Here is a 22,016-nt window from a genome sequence, read left to right on the forward strand (position 1 = left end):
AATGTCAGATAAATTTGAACAACATCAAAAGCGTCAAGAAAAAATCAAAAAAGCGGTCGATGAGAAAGTTGCCAAAGCAACCATAGAAAAAGGACTATTTCTCGTTATCACTGGTAATGGCAAAGGAAAGTCGACCAGTGCATTTGGCACGGTTGCACGTGCTGTAGGTCATGGGCAAAAAGCAGCTGTAGCACAATTTGTTAAAGGCGGCTGGGAGTGTGGTGAGCGCAACTTACTTGAAAATGCCGGCGCCACTTTTTTTGTTATGTCAACAGGATTCACTTGGGAAACGCAAAACCGAGAATCAGATACACAAGCCGCGCAAGCTGTGTGGCAAGACATCAAACAGTGTTTATCAGATGACACCATAGATTTGGTCGTACTTGATGAAATCACTTATATGATTAATTACGACTATATTGACCTTGATGACGTACTTATGGCAATTGCCAACCGCCCAAAAGAGCAATCCGTGATTGTGACCGGTCGCGCAGCACACCGTAAGTTAGAAGAGCTCGCTGACACTGTCTCTGAAGTACGTAATGTTAAACATGCCTTTGACAACGGCGTTAAAGCGCGTAAAGGCATCGATTGGTAAATTCACACAAAGCGACGTGTAATTACTTCAGCAATGAAAAAAGTTAAAAAATAATTTCAGCTATTTATTGCAAATGTCACATATTAACGCCATGAAAAGTGGCGTTTTTTATGCGCTAATGACACATTTGAAATACTCTTTTACACCCTGTCACGTTAGGTTAACAGCATTTTTTCGAATTTCAGCGACTATATAAGTACGTTCAATTGAAAACGTGAACACTTACTTTAATTAATGTTGGAATGAGGAATTTAACATGAAAGTTTTAGCAGCAGCACTTATTAGCACCACCCTTTTCGCTTCAGTAAACGCATCTGCAGATACACAATTTGTCGCAGCAGATAATTCGCCGGGTACTGCGCTTTGTATGGCAATGACAACAAACAAACCGCTTAAACTACATCGTGAACTTAAAGAAACTTATCTTAAAAAGCATTCACTGGCGGATAAACTAACTTGTAATGATATGTCGCTGGCGAAATTTGCAAATACATATGGCCTTAACCGCACTGGCAAATATTTAAATTTAGAAGTTAAAACATCAACCAGTATTCAAGACTTAGCGATGGCGAAAAAACAAATCATCTATGTTTCAGGCAGCAAGTAACCTTAACATGGTGTTTGAATAATGACGGGAATAAGACAAGAAAACGGAGGCTCAGCCTCCGTTTTTACGTAATTCTTTTAAATTGATAATCGGCTTTAAATAAAATGAGCAAGTAAGCCAAATAAACCACCGAATACCCCACCCCAAACAACCAACCAGCCTAGGTGCTCTTTAATAAGGTTTTGAATAAGCTCTTTTACAAGTTCAGGCGTTAACTCGGTTAAACGTGCCTCAATAATCGCTTCAATTTTCGACTGGAGCTTTTCTGCACTGGTGTTAGATGTTAGCTGAGCTTGCACAGTTTTATGGAATACTTCAGAACTACTGATCTCAATAAGCGATGACTGCATTTTTTCAATAAATGGCTGTTTCATTGGTTCAAGTACAGCTGTACCACCAAACATACCAAGCATCGCGCCAAATTGCGAGTTTTCAACCACGTCAACCAAAGAGTCAAACGCTGGGTTTAAATCGGTATTTTCAATGATCGGCGTGAAATCGATGCCGTTCTCACTATTATCCAGCTCTGCTGACATTAGCTTATTAATATTTTCTTGAGTAAAGAACTGCGACATAAACAAGCGCTTAATGGCTAATTTAATCTGTTCAAACTGATTTGGAATAACACCCGAACCGTAAAGACCGGGTACTTTTTCAAATAACATGTGCACAGCAAGCCAGTTTGTTAGCGCACCTGATAACGCAAATAAACCAATGCTTAGTAACCACGGTAAAGACAATACAAAACCCGCCACTGTTAACACCACAGCGACAAGATTGGTGATAGCGTGCTTGTTCAACTAACCCTCCAAATTCCAGCTAAACCCAAATCGCCGCTATTTTAAAGTTTGGGTTTGGCTAGAAGCAAGGGCAAAAAGCCGAATTTCTTCTTATTTTATGTGCTTTTTTGTAAACGGTGCTCAAAAATAATGAGCCTTGACTATAGTTAGTTTGTTGCTCAACTGTGTGCTTGCGCCACTAGCAAACTAAATCGCTGCGAAGGACTTAATTATGTGGAATGCCCTAATCACCGAACTGTCAAAAACCCTACATTGTAACCTCGCTATATCGAACAAAATTCAACTGTCGAACTCTGGAGATGATCTACTTTATAAACTTTCAGATGATAAACAGAGTTTTTTTGTTAAAGTCGCAAGCAAAGACAAACTCGATAACTTTGAACAAGAACGCATTTGTTTAAACACCCTTACCAAAGAAAGCACTTTTTACGTTGCCGATTCGTTGCTTGTCGGTCAAAGTAATGAGTTTGCCTACCATGTAATTGAATGGCTTGATTTAGATGACGGCAGCGAAACTGATTGGTATCACTTTGGTGTGACATTAGCTGAACTTCATAAAAAACATCAACAACAAATGTTTGGCTTTGATTTAGATAACTACATAGGTTTAACTGCTCAGCCCAATGAGTGGCATAAAAAATGGGATACTTTTTTTGCCGAACAGCGAATTGGTTTTCAACTGCAACTGCTAGCAGAAAAGCGCGTTCATTTGGTGGATATTGACCGCTTTGTCGATTTAATAAAGCAAATACTGCATACCCATCATTGTCAGCCATCATTACTGCATGGTGATTTATGGCGAGGCAATGTAGGCTTTTGCCAACACAAACCGAGCGTGTTTGACCCAGCATGCTATTATGGCGACCGCGAAGCCGATATTGCCATGACCGAGCTGTTTGGCAAATTTCACCATGATTTTTATGTTGGCTATCAAGATACCTATCCACTGCCCGAAACTTACCAACAACGAAAGCATATTTATAGCTTGTACCACGTGCTTAATCATGGAAATATTTTTGGTAATCAATATATTGAAGATGCACATATGCAAGTTGTTAAAATCCAGCAACAATATGGTCTAGACTAGCGGGTAAAATTAAGGTTTTCGACTACACTTTAACAAGTGTCTTTATTGTTGGAAACTGATATGAGAGACCATAAATTTCAACGGATCACTTGCCCGCATTGTGGCAATCATGTCGATGTAGAACTTGATACAACACTCGGCGACCAAGAATACTACGAAGACTGTGCAGCCTGTTGCAATCCTATCCATTTAAATATGCACATAGATAGGATTTACAACAAAGTGGAACTCAGTGTCGACAGTGATGACGAACAGGTTTTTTAAACCTTTCGGCAGCAATTAGAGACCTTTCGCTTTCATATAACGTTCGATGGTTTCAACAATAGTATAGGTTTGTTGGTCCACCTCGATATTAAATTCGCTACCAATGTGTGCAAGGCCCAAATTGGTTACTTCTAGCGTTTCTGGAATTAGGTGTAGGTAAAATCCGTTGTGAGTAACTTCGCCAACCGTTAAGCTGCAGCCGTTTACACTGATAAAACCTTTATAGTTAATGTATTTGAGCCATTTTTCCGGTAACGACAGAAACATTGCGCAGTTATCTTGCTCACGTTCAATACGCGTTAGCTTTGCAACGGTGTGGATATGCCCAGAGACGATATGTCCGCCCAACTCAGTCCCAAAGGTAACCGAGCGTTCAAAGTTTACTTTTTCGCCTTGTTTTAATTTACCTAAGTTGGTGAGCTTCAAGGTTTCGTCGATCACATCAAAATGCACTTGGCCAACTACGTCTTTATAACCGAGCTCGTATTCCACTACAGTAAGACAACAACCATTGATTGAAATGCTCGCACCAATGTCCAAATGATTTAAATATGCGTTGGGAGTAGACAAAACTAGGCGCATAATTTCACCACTTTTGGAAACAGATACCACCGACGCCTTTGTTTGTACAATACCAGTAAACATTTAATTCCTATCTATCTCTACATTCAGTAAACTACGATTTTCCTTATTTTGCTAGAATGCGCAAGTATGACCTTTAATGTTTTTGAAGCGAGATTTATTCTTCGCTTGGCTATCCCTGTTTTTATTGCCCAAGTTACCATGATTCTAATGGGCGTTGTGGATACCGTAATGGCGGGACAAGTAAGTGCCTATGATTTAGCAGCGCTTGCCATTGCGTTGGGTATTTGGAACCCAGTTCTACTGACACTACTAGGTGTCTTATTAGCTTTAACGGGTATGGTGGCGCAAAACTTTGGGGCAAAGAAGCTATTTGCAATTCGCCATGATATGTATCAAGGGTTTTACTTAGCTTTGGTGCTTGCTGCACTTGGTTTAGCACTCATATACTTTGTTGATGTTCCACTTTCTTATATCAAAATGGAACTGGAAGTAGCAGGTCTTGCTCTTGGTTATATTAGCTATGTTAAATGGGGCTTACTGGGCTTTTTAATTTACAATGTACTTCGCTGTGTCTGTGAAGGTATGGCATACACCAAGCCTGCGGTATACATTGCCGCAATTGGCTTAGCAATTAATATTCCCGCCAACTATATTTTCATTCACGGTAAATTCGGTATCGACGCGTACGGCAGTGCTGGCTGCGGAATCGCCACGGCTATTGTGTATTGGTCAATGGCGTTCAGTTTGTTTATTTATATGCTGTACTCAAAACGCCTAAAAGGTCGTTTTCTATTTTCTCGCGCAATTAAACCACACTTTGCTACACAACTGACGATTACCAAGCTTGGCACACCCATTGCGCTTGCACACTTTTTTGAAGTAACGCTATTTGCCTGTATTCCACTCTTTATTGCACCGCTTGGGGCTATTGCGGTGTCAGGTCACCAAGTGGCAGCAAGTGTATCAACGGTATTATTTATGATCCCATTAAGCCTTGCGCTCGCCATTTGCATCCGAGTTGGTAATCTTACCGGACAAAAAAACTATGCCGCAGTAAAAAATACCGTATCAACTAGTTTGTTATTAGCATTGATGATTTCAACACTAGTGGCGCTTATTACGTTCTTGTCACGCAGCGTGATCGGTAGTGTGTACAGTGATAATAGCGAAGTAATCGCTCTCGCCAGCGCGATTTTAATTTTGGCGTGTTTTTATCAATTACCCGATGCGCTGCAAGTCGCTGCAACAGGTATTTTACGTGGCTTAAAGTACACCGCGCCTATTTCGTATATTACGTTTATATCGTACTGGTTAATCGGTTTTAGTTTAGGTTACGTATTAGCATTAACTGATTTAATTGTTGAGCCTATGGGACCAGAAGGCTTTTGGCTCGGCATTATTGTTGGGTTATCAACCGCAGCCGTTTTATTAATTTATACCGTGAGGAAACGCCTTGCTAACGCGCCATTTAATAACGCTTAGTACCAAAACCTTAATTATTTTAATACTAGCTGGGTGCTCAAAGGCACCTAGCGAGATTAATTTAGATTATCACGCACGCTTAAATACGCAGCTCACGTTACCCGAGCTTACCCCCTATCAAGACAGTAAAAAGTTGGTCATGCCATCCTTTTCCAATATCGATGCCAGCACTATTGGCATTCTACAACTCAATAAGTTACAGCACTGCCAATTAGGTCAATTGATTGCTGAGCGCAATTCACAGCTGGGGAAAGTCAGCGGTCCAAGCAGCGAGTTTATATATAATGTGCGTTTTATTCAGATGGTACCTAATTGTGTTGCGACACTTAACGACGCTGAGCTTACAAAGCAGCTCAGCGAAGTAAAACAACAAAAAGCCAACTTGCTGTTTACTTATTGGGAAAAAATGCTGTTTTTAGACAAGCAACTTGCCTCGCTTTACTTACCTGTATCTTATTCACTGCTCGATGTTAACCAAACGCAAAAGCAACACACCCTTAATACCTTAAATTATTTAGCAAACGTTAAAAGCGCGTTGGTAAATCAAGAATTTAACCAAATAAACAGCGCTGAATTAGAAGCGCATTTAGCAACACTATTCAAAAATAGCTATTTGCCAAGTTTGTTACGAGCTTTGTACGAACAGGTTTTTATACTACAGCAGCAAAATAAAGCGCTCGAATCTGTATCATTTAGCGACATTTGTAAAACCGGACACAACAATCAAAGCGCCACCGTACTCACAAATATTTTTAGCAAATTTTATGGCGGTAAAATTCAAGGCTATCACAACGATCTATTGCAGGAATATATGCAAGTAAAGCCTGCATTACTTGGCCTTTGGCAAAATCAGTACCATCAGCCTTATGAAAGTGATTTAAACATTCATCCGCTTTCGCTCGATACCAGCCTAAAGCAGTATTCAGTTACGCATGTTACTTGGTGGCAACAACTGTATAAACGCTGCAACATTCAACCAGGCTAAGCCCGATGTTCTTTTGTGGTTGAGTTGGCGTCGTCTTAGACTTACGCTCAATATCTACATCCGTCTAACATGAATATAAAAGAACACAGCAAACTGCATATAAATCCATCAGTTAAACGCGTTTGGTGAAAATTCTGCTTGTGCAACAAAAAATTCTATGTAGAATGCGAACCATAAATAGAGGGTCTGTAGCTCAGTTGGTTAGAGCGCCACGTTGACATCGTGGAGGTCGGTGATTCGAATTCACTCAGACCCACCATTTACTTCCAAAATATCTTCCCCCTTAAATATTCGTTGTTTCTAATTTAATTTTACGTTCATAAGTTTCTTCTATTAGCTTCAGCATCTGTGCGTTTTTCTAGCTTCTCACTTTTGAAATTAGTAAACTGGCATCTATCACTTAGGTTACTTATTGATGTTTAAATGAAGTTTAATGTTCTACTTTCTTTTCTAGTGTGCGCTATATACTCAACTCACCTGTTCGCGAATGCTTTTTCAATTAGCAAACAAACACTGCCAACAAGCCTTAAAATTAATACTGACAGCGATAAGCTTTGTCAGGTTGCAGATAATACCCTTGCCTATCGTGCACTGGGTAACGCATACGATCCCGCGGTGATCCATGCAAATAAACTTTCGCAATTTGGGATTACTGAAAAAGACATCGAACGAACGCTTAAATCACTGTGTGAATTTGCCAAACACGATGATATGAATAATACCCATCAGCTAACAAATTTTGAGTTTCTAACGAAACATTATGATTTCTATCGTATTAGTTCAGACACAAAACATGCGAAAAAACTAAGTAACAAAAAGCCATTACTTAAAAACCTCACCGCCGATAAAGTGTTAATGACAAAATACTATGTGCATTTAGCGAGCGGCAGTGACAGCAAAACAACCGAAACACCGTTTCCACTCTATGCGCTGCCGTTTGATGAACACCATTTATCACTAGAAGAAGCAAATACACAAAAACACCTAACGCGATTCAAATACGGTAAACAAGCTATTTTAGGTGGTGTGATTGACGCCAAAAAGCTAGCAAAACCGCTTGTTTATTTGTCACGAGAAGATTTAGAGTCAGCACTGTTACAAGGTACTATAGTTGTTGATATTAAGGGACAGCAGCGTGTTTACAATGTGCATCGCAATAACGGCATTGCCTACGACCGTGCAATTAAGCCATATTTACAAAATCGTTACTGGTACTTTAAACAAGTGGATGGCATTTTAGGCTATGGCAAAGACGCAGACCATAAAATTGAAGTATTACCTGAAGTAACGTTTGCGGGAGATATTTATCAACTCGGGCTGGGCGCATTAGTTTTTGCGCAATTTGATTTTAAAAGTCATAGCGAATACCGAATGGCGGTGATGGCCGATACCGGTGGCGCGTTTGAAAATAACTTGTATCAGCTAGACTATTTAGCAGGCAGTTACCCAGGCATTAACGCCTATTACGATGCAAACCGACATATGCCGGATTATATTGACGCGTGGTTTATGGTGTTAAAAGGAGATGCACAATGATCGATGATTTAAAGGGTGACGAATCATGGCGCATGTTTCGTATTATCAGTGAGTTTGCCGATGGATTTGATAAATTATCAGATACAGGCCCTGCCATCTCTATTTTTGGCTCAGCACGCTTAGAGCCAAGCGATGCGTACTATCAAGCAACCGTCGATATTGCCAAACGCTTTGTAGAAGAAGGGTTTGCGGTAATTTCTGGCGGTGGTCCTGGGATCATGGAAGCAGCCAATCGCGGTGCAACAAACGGCAAAAGCATTGGCCTAAACATTGAACTGCCACACGAACAAGTGCCTAACCCATATCAAAATCAACCTCTTGATTTTCGCTATTTTTTTACCCGTAAAGTGATGTTTTTAAAATACTCTATGGGCTATATTTGTATGCCTGGTGGCTTTGGTACACTCGATGAAACATTTGAATCGCTTACGCTACTACAAACCGGCCGCATTTCAAAAATGCCAATCGTGCTATTTGGCTCAGAATTTTGGCAAGGGCTGGTTGATTGGATGCAAGCACAGCTAGTTAAAAAAGGATTGATTGACCAAAGTGACTTTTCGTTGTTCACTGTAACCGATGACATCGAAGAAGCGGTGGCGATTATTGTTAAACACGCTCGGGGTCGTCAACAACCATAATAACAATAAAGGGATATAAAAATGCAGTTGAGCCAGGTTATTGCTAACTTAATTTTAAAAGGGTTTAGCCATCACTATTCATTGTTTCAAGGATTAACCTCGCAAGCTCAAGTGCATTTTGCCAATGCCGATTGGCAATCAATGCAGCGTATTAGCGCTGAGCGCATTAGTTACTACGACAAGCGCGTAAATGAATGTATTGAAAAGTTAAAGCGCCGCATTGATGCCTCACATATCGATACCGAATTATGGCTTGCCACGAAAGCCGAGTATACCGATTTACTGAGTTTTCACCCACAGGCCGAGCTGGCTGAAACCTTTTTTAACTCGGTATTTTGCCGCTTATACCACCGCAAATATTTTAATAACGACTTTATTTTTGTTGAAAGTACCTTAACCGCACCACTGGTACCGGTTGAAGAAGAATACAAAAGCTTTTTTCCTGTCGTCGATGGCCTTTTACCCACAATTAAACAAATATTCGCCCAATTCGATTTAAAAGCACCATTTATCGACCTTGAATCAGATATAAAAAATATTGTTAAAGCCTTTGTTAAGCAAGCGCCTAATGTAAACTCGCGCAACCACCAAATGCGCTTTGATATATTGAAAGCACCGTTTTATCGCAACAAAGCAGCTTACATTGTCGGCCGTATTGTTAGTAAAAATGGCGTACAGCCGTTTATTATTCCTATTTTGCACAAAAAAAATAAAGGGCTGTATATTGATGCCGTGCTAACAAATTCAATCCAAATGCGGGTGGTGTTTGGCTTTGCACGGGCGTACTTTATGGTCAATACTCGCTCGCCATCTGGTGTTGTAAGCTTTTTAAATCAGCTTATGCCGAACCGCACACCCGCTGAGCTATACAACGCCATTGGTTTTCACAAACAAGGTAAAAGTGAGTTTTATCGCGAGTTTTTAAACCATTTAGCTTCATGTAAGGAAGACTTCGAAGTAGCCGCAGGTACTCCAGGCATGGTTATGGAAGTATTTACCCACCCTACTTTTCCGTATGTATTTAAAGTTATTCGCGATAAATTTGGTGATGGTAAACCCTTTGGCAGGCGCACGGTACTTGAGCGATATCAATTGGTAAAACAACACGATAAAGTCGGACGCATGGCCGATACCATTGAATTTTCAGATGTTGCCTTTCCAATTTCACGCTTTCCAGAGCCTTTGTTAAATCGGCTTAAGAAATCAATTGCCGGTTCACTCGAATTTGACGGTGACTTATTAATCATTAAGCATCTTTACATTGAAAGGCGTATGACACCGCTTAATTTGTTTTTACAAGATGCCAACGAGCAAGATAAACGCCATGTAATGGGGGAATATGGCCAAGCACTTAAAGAGATGATGTCGGCCAACATTTTTCCAGGCGATATGCTGTTAAAGAACTTTGGTGTAACTAAGCACAAACGCGTTATTTTCTATGATTATGACGAAGTGCAGTATTTAACCGATATGAATTTCCGCGATTTACCTAAATCCGACGGTTATTTTGATTACCCCGATGCCTATTCAGTTGCGCCACAAGATGTCTTTATTGAACAACTCACCACGTTTGTTACCACAGATCCACATATTAAAGCTTTGCTCCTCGACCAACACCCTGAGCTCAGTACTGCAAGTTTCTGGCGTGATGAACAACAAAAAATTAAACAAGGCATAAGTACAGATATTTACCCTTACCCCGAAAGTCTAAGATTTAAATTACGATAACATCTTGTTATTTATTCATTCGTTTATTAAAGTCTTTTATAAAATACTTTAGCCACATAAATAAAATGAATATTAGTAAAGTCGATTTAAACCTTTTGGTGTATTTAGATACCCTGCTAAGAGAATGTAATGTGACGCGTGCAGCGAATCAGTTAAACATTACACAACCCGCTATGAGTAACGGTTTAAAACGCCTGCGAGCACTGTTAAACGACCCAATCTTGGTGAGAACCAGTGATGGTATGGTGCCGACTGAACGCGCTAAAGAATTACAACCTGTGATCCGCGGGGTATTATTAACCCTTGAAGAAACACTGCAGCCTAACCGCGATTTCGAACCAGCAAGCAGTAATCGCGTGTTTCGTATCATGGCCAGCGACTACGCTGCAAGCACCCTCGCGCCTATGTTATTAAACCGCTTACAATCCTTAGCCCCTGATACAACGCTCGATATTGTTACACCAAGCGATGTAACCTTTCACGATGTAGAAAATGGCAAAGTGGATATGGCGATTAACCGGTTTGATAATTTACCGCAATCTTTCCACCAAAAGCGTATATGGAAAGACAGTTTTTCGTGCGTAGTGAACGCCAACAATCCCGTATTAGAAAACTACAGCTTAGATGCATACTTAAAAGCCCGTCATATTTGGGTAAGTAAAACAGGTTTTGGTGTGGGTGTGGGCATGGATCCTGCCGATGTACAAAAACTTGGCTGGGTTGACGAAGCGCTTGCTCATTTTGGTAAACACCGCAATATTGCATCATTTACCCGTAATTACCATGTGGCTATCCACCTTGCTAAAGCACAAAACCTAATCGCCACGCTACCAACCAAAGTAGCTAAAATTTATGAAAGTGATAACGCGCTAAAAATAGTCGAGCCACCATTCCCAATTCCACCGTTTGAACTCGATATGATTTGGAGTCCATTATTACACCGCGATGCAAGCCATATTTGGCTGCGCCAACAAATTGCCGATGTAGCAGAAACGCTTTCAAGCTAACTGAAGCCGTTTATAACGTATAAAAAAGCCGACAAACAGTGTCGGCTTTTTTAATCAGAGCTGGGATTATACCAATTCACTTAAATAGCAGCTCATCCTAGCGGACTAAATATCATGCTAACTGCGTTAGAATGTATCAATGTAGAACAACTACATAAGAACAATTCTGCCTTGTTACCATTTCATTTATCCAGCGCTATCCCTGCTCTCATACTTAACAGAATTGGTATTATTCTTCACGTTTAGTGAGCTTAACACCATCGACTGTCATGACCCACTGATCGTTTTCAATCGAAGGTGGCTCTGTTACATCGAAGGTAGTCGTTAAAAATCCTATACCTACAATAAAATCATCACCTTGAAATTCTTTAAGTGGCCCATTAACCTCGGTGCTACCGCCGCCCTTAAGGCGCTTATAAGATACTGTGCCGTCAGGTAAGATTAGCAAATACATTTCTTTACTCACCCACTCACCCGCATACGATAACCTATCGTCTGGTAACGGTTCGCTACATGCACTTAAAAATAATAAAGCAAAAATAACCAATAATGATTTTTTCATATTCCCTCACAAAAACTAAAACAAAATAAACGTAAATAAAATTAGGTGATAATGCGCATTTTATAACAAGCTTACAGTGACCATAAGACTTTTATAACTTAGAGTCTGACGCATTCGTTTCAAGTAAACGATAAATGGTATACAGATAGAAACACGGATAAAACCCGCCAATAAACAACACTAAGCTGCTCGAGCTAAGTAAATCAGTAAACGTAAGTGCCTTAATATCCTGCTTAAGGGACATTTGGTCAAACAGCAGCCAAAGGGCAAAAAACAGTAAAGCGAAATGAAGAAGCGAAAATGCCATAACGCGCAATTTAGACTTGGCAATTGAGTGCGACCATGTCGCGGGGTGTGATGCTAAACTCATAAACAATCCTTTGTTTTTTAGCATTGTAAAACAAAAACGGCTGCAGATGCAGCCGTTTTTACTTAGTCGGTAGAGTAAATTATAAAAACTTACCTAATGCTGTTACTTGGTCGAGCATGCGGTTTGAGAAACCCCATTCGTTATCGTACCAAGCCATTACTTTAACTAATTTACCATCAACCTTAGTCTGTGTTGCATCGAATACTGATGATGCTGGGTTGTGGTTAAAATCAATTGATACAAGCGGTGCTTCGTTGTACTCAAGTACTTCTGCCATTGCACCTTCAGCTGCTGCTTTAACCGCTGCGTTTACTTCTTCAGCTGTTGTTTCACGCTTGGCAACAAAGGTTAAATCCACAAGTGATACATTGATAGTTGGTACACGTACCGCCATACCGTCTAGCTTACCAGCAAGCTCGGGTAGTACTAAGCCTACTGCTTTTGCTGCGCCCGTTTTAGTTGGGATCATGCTTTGTGTTGCACTACGTGCACGGTATAAATCGCTGTGGTACACATCCGATAAGTTTTGGTCGTTAGTGTAAGCATGAATTGTTGTCATGCTGCCTTGCTCAATACCAATTGTATCGTTAAGCGCTTTAGCAACAGGCGCTAAACAGTTAGTTGTACACGACGCATTTGAAATAATAATGCTATCAGCGTTTAACACATCTGAGTTAACACCGTGCACAACCGTTGCGTCCATATCTGTACCTGGTGCAGATACGATTACACGTTTTGCACCCGCTTCAATGTGTTTTGCTGCCGCGTCACGTGATGTGAAAAGACCAGTACATTCAAGCACGATGTCCACAGCTAAATCAGTCCAAGGCAAGTTTGCAGGATCGCGTTCTTGTACTAATGCAATTTCGTCGTTATCGATAACCAGTGTGTTTTCAGCAAGCGTTACTTTTTTACCAAATGTACCATGCACTGAATCGTATTGTGTAAGGTGTGCATTTACGTTAGCTGGTGCTAAGTCGTTAATTGCAACAATTTTAATTTCTTGTTCGCGATTTGACTCATAAAGCGCGCGTAATACGTTGCGTCCAATACGGCCATAACCGTTAATAGCTACTCTGATCATCTTATTCACCCTCATTCACTTTACTTGCTTGGCGCGCTAACTCTTCGATTGCTTGCCAGTCTTTATTTGCGATTAATTCTTTATCTAACATCCAAGTACCACCCACACACACTACATTTGGCAGTGCTAAATAGTTAGGCGCACTGGCAAGGCTTACACCGCCAGTTGGGCAAAACTTAACATGTGGTAGTGGACCAAAAATTGACTTCAACATTGGCACACCACCGGCGGCTTCTGCTGGGAAAAACTTTAAAAAGCCGAAGCCTTTTGCTGCCATCTGCATCACTTCACTTGGTGTTGCAGCGCCTGGTAAAAATGGCACATCAGTTTCACTGGCAAGCGCTAACAACTCATCGTTAACACCAGGGCTCACCATAAAATCAGCGCCCGCTTCAATTGATGCATTAAACGTTGCTTTATCTATTACAGTGCCAGTACCAACGTACGCTTCTGGCAATGCTTGTTTAATTTGTTTAATTGCTTCTACCGCTACCGGTGTACGCAGAGTAATCTCTAATGCGCGCAAACCACCGTTGTACAATGCCTTTGCAAGTGGCACTGCATCTTCAAGGTTATTAATAACAACAACAGGGACTACCGGTGCTGCTTGAAGAATTTTTTCAATACTCATTTTTACTTCCTGTTATTGGTTTGTATTTGGGTAGATAAGACCAAATGCACTGGCACCTAAATCTGCGCTAGATACCGTTTGGCGAATACCTTCAAACAACTCACGGCCTGTACCAAATGTTTGAACTTGTTCGCTAATTTCAATTTCACGCTGTGCGAATTCATCATCAGCAACATGAACTTTTAATACGCCATTTGGTGCATCAAGTGTTACCACGTCACCTTCGCGGATTTTTGCGATAAAGCCACCCTCTACCGCTTCAGGCGCAAGGTGAATAGCCGCTGGCACTTTACCTGACGCGCCCGACATACGGCCATCAGTAACAATCGCTACTTTAAAGCCTTTGTCTTGCAGCGTTGCCATAATCGGCGTTAGCTTGTGTAGCTCTGGCATACCTTTCGCTTTAGGGCCTTGCTCTTTTATTACGGCGATAAAGTCAGTTTCAAGTTCGCCGCGAGCAAAGGCATCTTGCAATCCTGCTTGCGAATTAAATACTTTTGCAGGCGCTGTCACTGTTTGATGCTGCTCTTGTACCGCAGATACTTTAATTACCGCATGGCCCAAGTTACCCGTTAATAGCTGCAGGCCACCTTGCGGGTTAAATGGATTTGTAACTGGACGAAGTACTTCTTCATCGTGCGAATTTTCTGGGCAATCTTGCCATTTCACTTTCGCTGCTATTTGGTTGTCGGTAGCAATTACTGAAGTATCGATTACTGGCTCTTTGGTGTAATCGTTTAGGCTATTACCTACAATGGTCTTCACATCTTCGTGTAAGAAACCGCCTTTTAATAGCTCTTTCACTAAGAACGGTAAACCACCTGCTGCGTGGAAGTGGTTAACATCAGCCGAACCATTTGGATAAACACGTGCAAGTAATGGCACTACTTCAGAAATATCTGACATGTCTTTCCACGTAATTTCTACGCCTGCTGCTTTTGCCATTGCAACTAAGTGAATTGCATGGTTAGTTGAACCACCCGTCGCAAGTAAGCCAACTAAACCATTCACAATCGTTTTTTCACTGACAATTTCACCAATTGGATTGGCATCTTGGCTGGTGATAAGCTGGTTAAGCATCATTTCTACTGCGTTAACCGTTAAACCATCACGTAATTCTGTGTATGGATTTACAAACGAGCTGCCCGGCAAGTGCAGACCCATAATTTCCATCAACATTTGGTTAGAATTAGCAGTACCGTAGAAAGTACATGTACCTGCACTGTGATAAGACGCGCTTTCTGCTGCAAGTAATTCATCACGACCGATTAAACCTTGCGCAAATTTTTGGCGTACACGCGCTTTTTCTTTATTTGGAATACCTGAAGGCATTGGGCCTGCTGGTAAAAAGTAAATTGGCAAGTGACCAAACGACAATGAGCCAATTACAAGGCCTGGGACAATTTTGTCACACAGACCTAAACAAAATACGCCATCAAAAACGTCGTGCGACAGTGAAACAGCCGTAGACATTGCAATCACATCACGGGAAAAAAGCGAAAGCTCCATGCCATCGCGGCCTTGCGTTACACCATCACACATAGCAGGTACACCACCGGCAACTTGTGCAGTGGCATTAAATTTGGTTGCAACCTTTTTAATTAAATCTGGGTATTCTTTGTAAGGCACATGCGCTGAAAGCATGTCGTTGTAAGAATTGATAATACCAAGATTAGGTTGTTCGTCTTTAGTTAATAATGCTTTGTCTGAGCTTGAACAGGCTGCCATTACGTGTGCAAGGTTACCGCAACCTAAGCCAGCACGTACGCGTTTTTTAGATTTTGCTGCTGTCATACGCGCTAAATACGCTTGACGCGTTGCTTTACTGCGTTCAATGATTCGTTCGGTTACTTCTTGGATTCTTGGGTGTAGCATTTTCGCACTCATTCATAAAGATTTGGGAAAAAGGCTCAGTACTTAAATTAGAGACTCCTGCTAGTCTAAGTACCGAGCGACTTTGTCTACCCGTTCAAAGGTCCGATATCGAGCGTCTCTCACAACCACTCTATGACACCGGTGTCACATTATTAAAACCGATCCATGACACCGGTGTCAACCCTAATTTTAGTGCTTTTCTTGTGAACTGCCCAATTTATCTACAATAAAAAGCATGAATTGAGTTCAACAAGTGACAATGACATTAAAATGACAGAAAAAATAATTTACGAGGAACGCTTAAGATATAAGGCGATAAAGAAAAAACGCGGCAAAGGAACCGCGTATTGTTAAGGTATAAATGAAATGTTTAGCGCCTCTTAAATAAAAGAAACGCTTTGTTTTAACTGGGAATTATCAACCGTTATTTCGTAAGGCGTGAAGTCTTACGTGACAAATTATTTTTGCACAGGCGCGGTCGATTCACGCTCAATTAATTTGCCAGCGAACACTTCTTCGATGTCTTCGCTTTCAGGCGCATTGATCTTATCGATTAATAAGTTTACCGCACGAAATGTCATATCTTCTACCGGTTGCGCAATCGTTGTTAGTCCTGGCCAAATATGGCGCGCAATCGGGGCATTATCAAAGCCTGCAATTGACAGCTCATCAGGCACTTTCAGTGACATTTGCGAGGCAACTTTTAATACCGCTGCCGCCATGTAATCATTCGACGCAAATACAGCACTTGGTCGAGCTGGTGATTCAAGGATTTGTCGCGCACTGTCTTCACCAGAATGATAACTAAAGTTACCCTCGGCAACTAACTCACTTTTAAGAGTTATGCCCTCTTCGTTCAAGGCATCAACATAGCCGGCGAAACGCGCTTCGGTAGCACTGTGATCTGGGTGACCTTTAATAAACGCAATATCTTTGTGGCCGAGTTTTAGCAATAACTTGGTAATATCGTAAGCCGCTTGCGTATCGTTACTTTTAATCGAGATTGATTGGTCGTCTAAGGTCACTGGTGCGACGCGCGCATATGGGATATTGCGTAGCTTTAAATGGTCAACTAACTCTTGGTTATCTGAAAATGGTGGCGTTAATACAATACCATCTAAGCGCGATGTGCTAATAAGTGTTTCAATATTGTCAATAAGTGGCTCGCCGCGCAGTTCACATGGGTGAATTAGCAAGTTGTAGTTGCGCTCTTGGCAGGCTTCTAACGCGCCTGACTGTACACGGGTGATATAACTTTTAGACGGGTTGTCATACAAACAACCAATGATAAAGCTGCGGTTATGCGCAAGGCCTCGGGCAATCGGATTAGGACGATAATTTAGCTCTTTAAACGCTTGTTGAACCTTCTCTCGGGTCGCATCAGACACGTTTGGCTCGTTATTAAGCACGCGAGATACCGTCTTTTTTGATACCCCAGCGTGTTTGGCCACACTATTTATCGTCACTTTTTCCATATAAATCTCTAATTATTATTTCGTATCTAAACTGGCAGCCGCACCCAACAACGGAATATTGTCTTGAGTGATTAAAATTACCGGAATATCGTTAACAATGTGCTGCATTTTTCCTTTTGCAACAAAACGTTTTACAAACTCACTCGCCAGTAGCTTATCTTGAAAACGGGGCAAAATACCGCCGCCAATATACACACCACCGGTCGCGTTAAAGGTCAGGCTCAAATCACCTGCTACAGCGCCAATCCAATCGCAGAATTGGTTTAGTGTTTTTACACAAATGTCGTCATCATTTGCGAGCGCCAGTTGTGTAATTGTTGGCGCATCAAAGTTATTTGCTTTTTGCCCATGGACTTTCGCCATCGCACGGTACAAGTTTTCAATGCCCTGACCGGAAAATACATGTTCAACCGAAACATGTTCAAATTCTTCGCTTAATGCAGTAATTAAGTTGCGTTCAAGTTCGTTACATGCCGCTAGGCTAATATGGCCTGCTTCACAGCTCAATACCACATTCTGCTCTTCGCCTTTCACAAGTGCGGCAGCGCCAAACCCTGTACCTGGACCAATCACCGCAATATTACCATCGCTGTGACTATGCCCGTCTTTAATAACTAAGTTTGCAGTGTTATCAATATAAGGAGATGCGTGTGCAAATGCAGCAAAGTCATTGATCACTTTAAAATTAGCGAAGCCGAATTGCTGTTTAATATCGCTTACATTAAATTGCCAACCTAAGTTAGTTAAAAAGACCGTGTCTTTTTTACGTGGGCCCGCTACGGCAAAACACGCATTGTTGGGCACACTTTCTAGCGTATCAATGTAGGCTGCAACAACATCAGCAAAGCTATCGAAGTCTAAACTTGAAAACTTTTGAATGTTGTTAAATACAATTTCTTTTGTCGTTTTATCAAATGCTGTAACGAGTGCAAAGCGTGCATTTGTACCGCCAACATCCGCAACTAATATAGGCTCAAACATATTAATTCTCTCAATTGAATTAGCTAATTTTTAAGTGCAGCAATTGCAACTCGTAAGTAGTTATATCTTGCCCTGCTACAGACAATCAACTAAATGGCAACAAACCCAATTGACTTCGGTTAAGTTGACTAATTATGACACCGGTGTCAGATTAAATTCAATATCTCATCACATAAAGTTAGTTTTTTTATTAAGTTTATGGCTAAAATACCGTCTAAATTAGCGTGTTTATCATAAAAAGGTGCACAGTTGAGTAAATCCAAAGCCACATCGTTCGATATTGCCCACTATGCAGGCGTATCACAATCTACGGTTTCGCGCGCATTGCGCAACAGCCCGTTAGTGAACGAGGAAACCAAAAAGAAAGTCTTTGAGATTGCTAAAAAACTTAATTACAAAGTCGATAAAAACGCCAGTAACCTGCGCACGCAACAAAGCAACACCATTGCACTGTTACTATTTGAAGATCCCACCAGCGATGAATCTATGATCAATCCGTTTTTTCTATCAATGTTGGGCTCAATCACGCGTGCCTGTGCTAATCAAGGCTATGATTTACTCGTGTCATTTCAGCAAATGGATCAAGATTGGCAAGCGCAATACGAAGACAGTCACCGCGCTGATGGCTTAATTTTGTTGGGCTACGGCGATTACATCGATTACCAAGCGCGACTTGCCACACTATTACAAAACAACACTAAGTTTGTATGTTGGGGCGCTCGCGTTGATTCGCGCCCAGAGCTTTCCATTTCCTGTGATAACTATTTTGGCGGTGAGCAAGTTGCAGAGTTTTTAGTTGCGAAAAAACGTACTCAATGTGCATTTATAGGTGATGCATCAGAACACAGCCCTGAATTTTTCGCCCGTTTTAATGGCTTTAAAGATACGCTTAATAAGCATGGCTTAGATGTTGATGCGCGCCAGATTATTAATGCCATTTCAACCGATGAGTCAGGCTATAACGCCACCAAGACTTTGCTTAGCTTAAAACGCCCTATTAATGCTATTTTTGCTGCCAGTGACTTAATTGCAATTGGCGCTATTCGCGCAATCAAAGAAGCGGGATTAAATGTACCTGAAGATATTAGCGTGATTGGTTTTGATGATATTCCTGTTGCGAGCTTTACTGAGCCCGCGCTCACCACAGTTAATCAAAGTACGTCTGTTGCGGGAGAAATGCTTGTAGCGAATTTGCTAGCACAATTAAAAGACGAGCCACCAGCACAAACCCAGCTAAAGCCCACCTTGGTTGTAAGGCATTCGGCATAAAAAAGGCGCTTAACGCGCCTTTTTTAGTTCAGTTTTGCTTTGACTACTGGGTAGTAATCCCAAACTTGTTTGTCTGACATTGAGCGCAATAATTTAATGTATTCGGCGTGCGTCCATGCAAGTGGCGTCGCTGAATTTGTGCCTTCGCCAAATGTGTAATTATGCGGGTTAACACCAACACCATCCCACACTTGCTCTGGTAACATTAAGCCTTCGTTGGCGAATTGTTCCATGCCTTTAACATAGGTTTGCGTCAACACGGCTTGCTGTTTCGCATCGAACGAATCAGATTGCGCGAGTTTTGCAATTTCATAGTGACCTCGTTCACCAGTAAAGAATGGCCAAACACGTCCACGTTGCCCTGGGGTATTATTGCCGCCTTCAGCGTAGTTGGTGCCAGTAACTTCGTCTTCACCATAACCGTCATTACCGTAACGACGCCAGCCTGGGAATTGCCCCTCCACCCCCTCAAAAGTAAAGTTATATTTTACTTTAAGGTTTTCAGGTAAATTTTGTGCATCATATTCATCAAGCGTATCAATAATATGCTTATCTTCAGCGCTTCTTACACCATAACGCACAAGTTCCAAAAAGCCGCCATCCAAAATGCTTTGTTTGACTAAACCTTTTCGGCCATTGTTATCGCCTAAAACAGTTGTTGAGTTTGCATCGTCATCTTGGCTAATGCGCACATAATGCTGGCCGTTTGATGCATCGCTCGGTAACGTACTTTTAGTGGTATACATGCGCGATTCAACTTTGGCGTTGTAATCCTTTGCAACATTGAAGTACTTAGCAGCCAAGACATCATCGCCTGCCAGCTTTGCAATTTCACTTGCGGTAATCAATCCAGCAATCACCGCTGCTGTTGTTGATGGCGAATGCCCAGCTTGCTCTTCCCAACGTTCTTGCTGAGTAAATGGCGGTTTGATTTCGGTGTCATTCCATAAAATTTTAGCAAGACCACCTTCCACTAAAAAATCTGCCGCAGGTTTAAGCATTTTGTTAAACCAGAAAATCAGTTCTTCTTTGCTAAGCACATCAGCAAGGTATAACTTCCAGCCAAGCATAATTGGCATAGCTGTTTGATCAAGTTGAACACCTACCCACTCTAGCTCACCATCTACGTGAGTCTTTTGTAAAAACCAACCTGTATCGCCTTGGTTACCTGGTGTTTTATCGGTTACTTGTACTTTTTCTAAGTATTCAAATGCGGTTTTAGCTGTTGCAGTATCACCCATAGCTAAGAATGCCATTGCTACTTGATAAAAGTCGCGTACCCAAACCGCTTTGTAACCTGTGTGACCTTCAATTGCAGGTACTGTGTCGCCCCAAGGGTTTGACAATGATGCAATCAAGGCGCCTGCATGTGTTTTATCTTCTTGCGCTTTTAACACGAGAGCACTGGCGTAGGCTAAGCGACCACTATCAGCAGATTGTGAGCTCAAGCTTTGAAGATCAAGCGATGCTAAATAACTCTGCCAATCAGCACCAAATTCAGTTAGCAACGCTTGATAGCCTTTTTGTTGGCTTGAGGTTGCTGCTGCAATACTTTCATCCAAGGTTTTACCAAATGAAAGTGTTAAATCAAATTCTGCTTTGCTTGATGTGCTGCCAAGTAAGGCATCTAGCGACACGTTACCAGTTTTATCACCGGTTGTTGAATAGCTGGTAAACGTTTCGCCCGATTTCATTTGTGATATCAGATCAGATGTACCAACAAAACCCACACTTGCCTGTTCAAATGTTGTGTTACTTGCAAGTGTCAGATAATTATCGCCATCAACCGCAACGAGTTTGCCCTCTTTCACCATGGCTTTATCACCAACACCGTTATTATCTACATACGGATTGGCATGAACATAAAGTGAGAGAGGCTCGCCTTTAAGCGACTCTAATGCCACTTTTACAAATAGCGTTTGGTTGTTGCTATCTGTGAAGATATGCTTTTCGATTTTAAAGGGCCTTGCTTGTCAGTATTTGTTAGCTTGTAAGCAAGTGATAACGGTCTGCCTAGTTCGTCTTTTTGTAGATAGTCAATTTGCCAGTTGGTATCGTCTAGCTCTGTAGCAACAAAGTTGTTGCCTTTCACTAGAAATTGCATTTCTTTTAACTGTGCTTGGTGGATTAAACCAAACATGGTTTCAGTAATAATACCCTGCGCTAATGAGAACCACACTTTTGAAACGGCACCTGTTGCCGCTTTATCGCTGTAGCTGCCATCTAAGTAAGCTTCGTAGCTGGAACCAATACCTGTTTTACCTGAATAAGCCCAATATGGTTTGCTACCAGGCGCCCCTGGTGCAGTTAAATTGTTTTGCACTGTACTTGCTGAGTTAGTTTTTGCCACTTCAGCACCACAGCCTGAAATTGCAAGTGCTACAGCACTTGCTAGCAATGATTGTTTAACAAATTTAGTTTTAAACATGGTTAATTTTTCACTTGTTGTCAT

General features: G+C 41.4%; 20 protein-coding genes, 1 tRNA gene and 1 pseudogene. 12 read left to right on the forward strand and 10 right to left on the reverse strand.

The genetic code is table 11. The features are described from left to right. Position 1: 1 nt before the first annotated feature. Together cobO and C2M30_RS09725 are read left to right on the forward strand one after the other, a co-directional pair. A complete protein-coding gene (gene cobO, locus C2M30_RS09720) occupies positions 2–598 on the forward strand; it encodes a cob(I)yrinic acid a,c-diamide adenosyltransferase (protein WP_054980124.1) in 597 nt (198 codons plus the stop codon). A 256-nt stretch (positions 599–854) separates the two neighbouring features. Beyond that, on the forward strand, positions 855–1,205 hold the full coding sequence (locus C2M30_RS09725; RefSeq protein WP_100913264.1) for a DUF3718 domain-containing protein: 351 nt from the start codon (positions 855–857) through the stop codon (positions 1,203–1,205). A 95-nt stretch (positions 1,206–1,300) separates the two neighbouring features. Here C2M30_RS09725 and C2M30_RS09730 read toward each other — a convergent pair whose 3' ends face one another. Next, on the reverse strand, positions 1,301–2,005 hold the full coding sequence (locus C2M30_RS09730; protein WP_105171489.1) for a DUF445 domain-containing protein: 705 nt from the start codon (positions 2,003–2,005) through the stop codon (positions 1,301–1,303). A gap of 211 nt (positions 2,006–2,216) precedes the next feature. Between C2M30_RS09730 and C2M30_RS09735 the strand changes: the two genes are divergently transcribed. Further along, positions 2,217–3,092, forward strand: coding sequence for a fructosamine kinase family protein (locus C2M30_RS09735; RefSeq protein ID WP_105171490.1), 876 nt, complete (start codon positions 2,217–2,219; stop codon positions 3,090–3,092). Positions 3,093–3,152: 60 nt separating this feature from the next. Beyond that, positions 3,153–3,356: a CPXCG motif-containing cysteine-rich protein gene (locus tag C2M30_RS09740; RefSeq protein WP_054980128.1), complete on the forward strand. Its 204-nt coding sequence runs from the start codon at positions 3,153–3,155 to the stop codon at positions 3,354–3,356. Positions 3,357–3,371: 15 nt separating this feature from the next. Here the strand turns inward: C2M30_RS09740 and C2M30_RS09745 are convergent, their stop codons facing one another. After that, the gene (locus C2M30_RS09745; protein ID WP_105171491.1) at positions 3,372–4,001 is read right to left on the reverse strand and encodes a riboflavin synthase subunit alpha; all 630 of its coding nucleotides are present in this window, start codon (positions 3,999–4,001) and stop codon (positions 3,372–3,374) included. A gap of 66 nt (positions 4,002–4,067) precedes the next feature. On the opposite strand from C2M30_RS09745, the gene C2M30_RS09750 reads away from it, so the two are divergent. From C2M30_RS09750 to C2M30_RS09780, 7 genes are all read left to right on the forward strand, one after another. Then, entirely contained in the window at positions 4,068–5,423 is a 1,356-nt protein-coding gene (locus C2M30_RS09750) for an MATE family efflux transporter (RefSeq protein ID WP_105171492.1), read from the forward strand. Then, the gene (locus C2M30_RS09755) at positions 5,395–6,408 is read left to right on the forward strand and encodes a DUF3080 family protein (RefSeq protein WP_105171493.1); all 1,014 of its coding nucleotides are present in this window, start codon (positions 5,395–5,397) and stop codon (positions 6,406–6,408) included. The genes C2M30_RS09750 and C2M30_RS09755 overlap by 29 nt, the downstream gene beginning before the upstream one ends. A 182-nt stretch (positions 6,409–6,590) precedes the next feature. Then, positions 6,591–6,667, forward strand: a tRNA-Val gene (locus tag C2M30_RS09760). A gap of 164 nt (positions 6,668–6,831) precedes the next feature. Continuing rightward, positions 6,832–7,944, forward strand: coding sequence for an MltA domain-containing protein (locus C2M30_RS09765; protein WP_105171494.1), 1,113 nt, complete (start codon positions 6,832–6,834; stop codon positions 7,942–7,944). Beyond that, positions 7,941–8,582: a TIGR00730 family Rossman fold protein gene (locus C2M30_RS09770; RefSeq protein WP_105171495.1), complete on the forward strand. Its 642-nt coding sequence runs from the start codon at positions 7,941–7,943 to the stop codon at positions 8,580–8,582. The genes C2M30_RS09765 and C2M30_RS09770 overlap by 4 nt, the downstream gene beginning before the upstream one ends. Positions 8,583–8,603: 21 nt before the next feature. Then, a complete protein-coding gene (aceK, locus tag C2M30_RS09775) occupies positions 8,604–10,310 on the forward strand; it encodes a bifunctional isocitrate dehydrogenase kinase/phosphatase (protein WP_010560255.1) in 1,707 nt (568 codons plus the stop codon). A gap of 65 nt (positions 10,311–10,375) precedes the next feature. After that, entirely contained in the window at positions 10,376–11,317 is a 942-nt protein-coding gene (locus C2M30_RS09780; RefSeq protein ID WP_010560256.1) for a LysR family transcriptional regulator, read from the forward strand. Between the two features lie 229 nt (positions 11,318–11,546). Here the strand turns inward: C2M30_RS09780 and C2M30_RS09785 are convergent, their stop codons facing one another. From C2M30_RS09785 to glk, 7 genes are all read right to left on the reverse strand, one after another. Beyond that, positions 11,547–11,879 (reverse strand): membrane lipoprotein lipid attachment site-containing protein, encoded by a 333-nt coding sequence (locus C2M30_RS09785; RefSeq protein ID WP_105171496.1) that lies wholly within the window; start codon positions 11,877–11,879, stop codon positions 11,547–11,549. Between the two features lie 91 nt (positions 11,880–11,970). Next, positions 11,971–12,249: a hypothetical protein gene (locus C2M30_RS09790; protein ID WP_105171497.1), complete on the reverse strand. Its 279-nt coding sequence runs from the start codon at positions 12,247–12,249 to the stop codon at positions 11,971–11,973. Positions 12,250–12,328: 79 nt separating this feature from the next. Beyond that, positions 12,329–13,333 carry a type I glyceraldehyde-3-phosphate dehydrogenase gene (gene gap, locus C2M30_RS09795; RefSeq protein ID WP_105171498.1) on the reverse strand — a complete coding sequence of 335 codons (1,005 nt, stop codon included), beginning with the start codon at positions 13,331–13,333 and terminating at the stop codon, positions 12,329–12,331. Position 13,334: 1 nt separating this feature from the next. After that, positions 13,335–13,964 (reverse strand): bifunctional 4-hydroxy-2-oxoglutarate aldolase/2-dehydro-3-deoxy-phosphogluconate aldolase, encoded by a 630-nt coding sequence (locus C2M30_RS09800; RefSeq protein WP_105171499.1) that lies wholly within the window; start codon positions 13,962–13,964, stop codon positions 13,335–13,337. Positions 13,965–13,976: 12 nt separating this feature from the next. Continuing rightward, positions 13,977–15,839, reverse strand: a complete 1,863-nt coding sequence (gene edd, locus C2M30_RS09805; RefSeq protein WP_010560261.1) for a phosphogluconate dehydratase — start codon at positions 15,837–15,839, stop codon at positions 13,977–13,979. A gap of 458 nt (positions 15,840–16,297) precedes the next feature. After that, complete coding sequence (locus C2M30_RS09810) at positions 16,298–17,314, reverse strand: LacI family DNA-binding transcriptional regulator (protein WP_105171500.1); 1,017 nt, start codon at positions 17,312–17,314, stop codon at positions 16,298–16,300. A 15-nt stretch (positions 17,315–17,329) separates the two neighbouring features. After that, entirely contained in the window at positions 17,330–18,295 is a 966-nt protein-coding gene (gene glk, locus C2M30_RS09815) for a glucokinase (protein WP_105171501.1), read from the reverse strand. A 249-nt stretch (positions 18,296–18,544) separates the two neighbouring features. On the opposite strand from glk, the gene C2M30_RS09820 reads away from it, so the two are divergent. Further along, complete coding sequence (locus tag C2M30_RS09820; RefSeq protein WP_105171502.1) at positions 18,545–19,564, forward strand: LacI family DNA-binding transcriptional regulator; 1,020 nt, start codon at positions 18,545–18,547, stop codon at positions 19,562–19,564. Between the two features lie 23 nt (positions 19,565–19,587). On the opposite strand, the pseudogene C2M30_RS09825 reads toward C2M30_RS09820, so the two are convergent. After that, positions 19,588–21,992: pseudogene (locus tag C2M30_RS09825) on the reverse strand (glycoside hydrolase family 15 protein). Positions 21,993–22,016: the final 24 nt, after the last annotated feature.

Origin of the sequence: Pseudoalteromonas sp. T1lg24 (assembly GCF_002964745.1) — a bacterium.
GTDB lineage: Bacteria > Pseudomonadota > Gammaproteobacteria > Enterobacterales > Alteromonadaceae > Pseudoalteromonas > Pseudoalteromonas spongiae.

What these genes read in the sequence shown, in the direction of transcription:
- cobO (WP_054980124.1), top strand. Translation starts at nt 2, where the DNA reads ATGTCAGATAAATTTGAACAACATCAAAAGCGTCAAGAAAAAATCAAA.
- C2M30_RS09725 (WP_100913264.1), top strand. Translation starts at nt 855, where the DNA reads ATGAAAGTTTTAGCAGCAGCACTTATTAGCACCACCCTTTTCGCTTCA.
- C2M30_RS09735 (WP_105171490.1), top strand. Translation starts at nt 2,217, where the DNA reads ATGTGGAATGCCCTAATCACCGAACTGTCAAAAACCCTACATTGTAAC.
- C2M30_RS09740 (WP_054980128.1), top strand. Translation starts at nt 3,153, where the DNA reads ATGAGAGACCATAAATTTCAACGGATCACTTGCCCGCATTGTGGCAAT.
- C2M30_RS09745 (WP_105171491.1), bottom strand. Translation starts at nt 4,001, where the DNA reads ATGTTTACTGGTATTGTACAAACAAAGGCGTCGGTGGTATCTGTTTCC.
- C2M30_RS09750 (WP_105171492.1), top strand. Translation starts at nt 4,068, where the DNA reads ATGACCTTTAATGTTTTTGAAGCGAGATTTATTCTTCGCTTGGCTATC.
- C2M30_RS09765 (WP_105171494.1), top strand. Translation starts at nt 6,832, where the DNA reads ATGAAGTTTAATGTTCTACTTTCTTTTCTAGTGTGCGCTATATACTCA.
- C2M30_RS09770 (WP_105171495.1), top strand. Translation starts at nt 7,941, where the DNA reads ATGATCGATGATTTAAAGGGTGACGAATCATGGCGCATGTTTCGTATT.
- aceK (WP_010560255.1), top strand. Translation starts at nt 8,604, where the DNA reads ATGCAGTTGAGCCAGGTTATTGCTAACTTAATTTTAAAAGGGTTTAGC.
- C2M30_RS09780 (WP_010560256.1), top strand. Translation starts at nt 10,376, where the DNA reads ATGAATATTAGTAAAGTCGATTTAAACCTTTTGGTGTATTTAGATACC.
- C2M30_RS09785 (WP_105171496.1), bottom strand. Translation starts at nt 11,879, where the DNA reads ATGAAAAAATCATTATTGGTTATTTTTGCTTTATTATTTTTAAGTGCA.
- C2M30_RS09790 (WP_105171497.1), bottom strand. Translation starts at nt 12,249, where the DNA reads ATGAGTTTAGCATCACACCCCGCGACATGGTCGCACTCAATTGCCAAG.
- gap (WP_105171498.1), bottom strand. Translation starts at nt 13,333, where the DNA reads ATGATCAGAGTAGCTATTAACGGTTATGGCCGTATTGGACGCAACGTA.
- C2M30_RS09800 (WP_105171499.1), bottom strand. Translation starts at nt 13,964, where the DNA reads ATGAGTATTGAAAAAATTCTTCAAGCAGCACCGGTAGTCCCTGTTGTT.
- edd (WP_010560261.1), bottom strand. Translation starts at nt 15,839, where the DNA reads ATGCTACACCCAAGAATCCAAGAAGTAACCGAACGAATCATTGAACGC.
- C2M30_RS09810 (WP_105171500.1), bottom strand. Translation starts at nt 17,314, where the DNA reads ATGGAAAAAGTGACGATAAATAGTGTGGCCAAACACGCTGGGGTATCA.
- glk (WP_105171501.1), bottom strand. Translation starts at nt 18,295, where the DNA reads ATGTTTGAGCCTATATTAGTTGCGGATGTTGGCGGTACAAATGCACGC.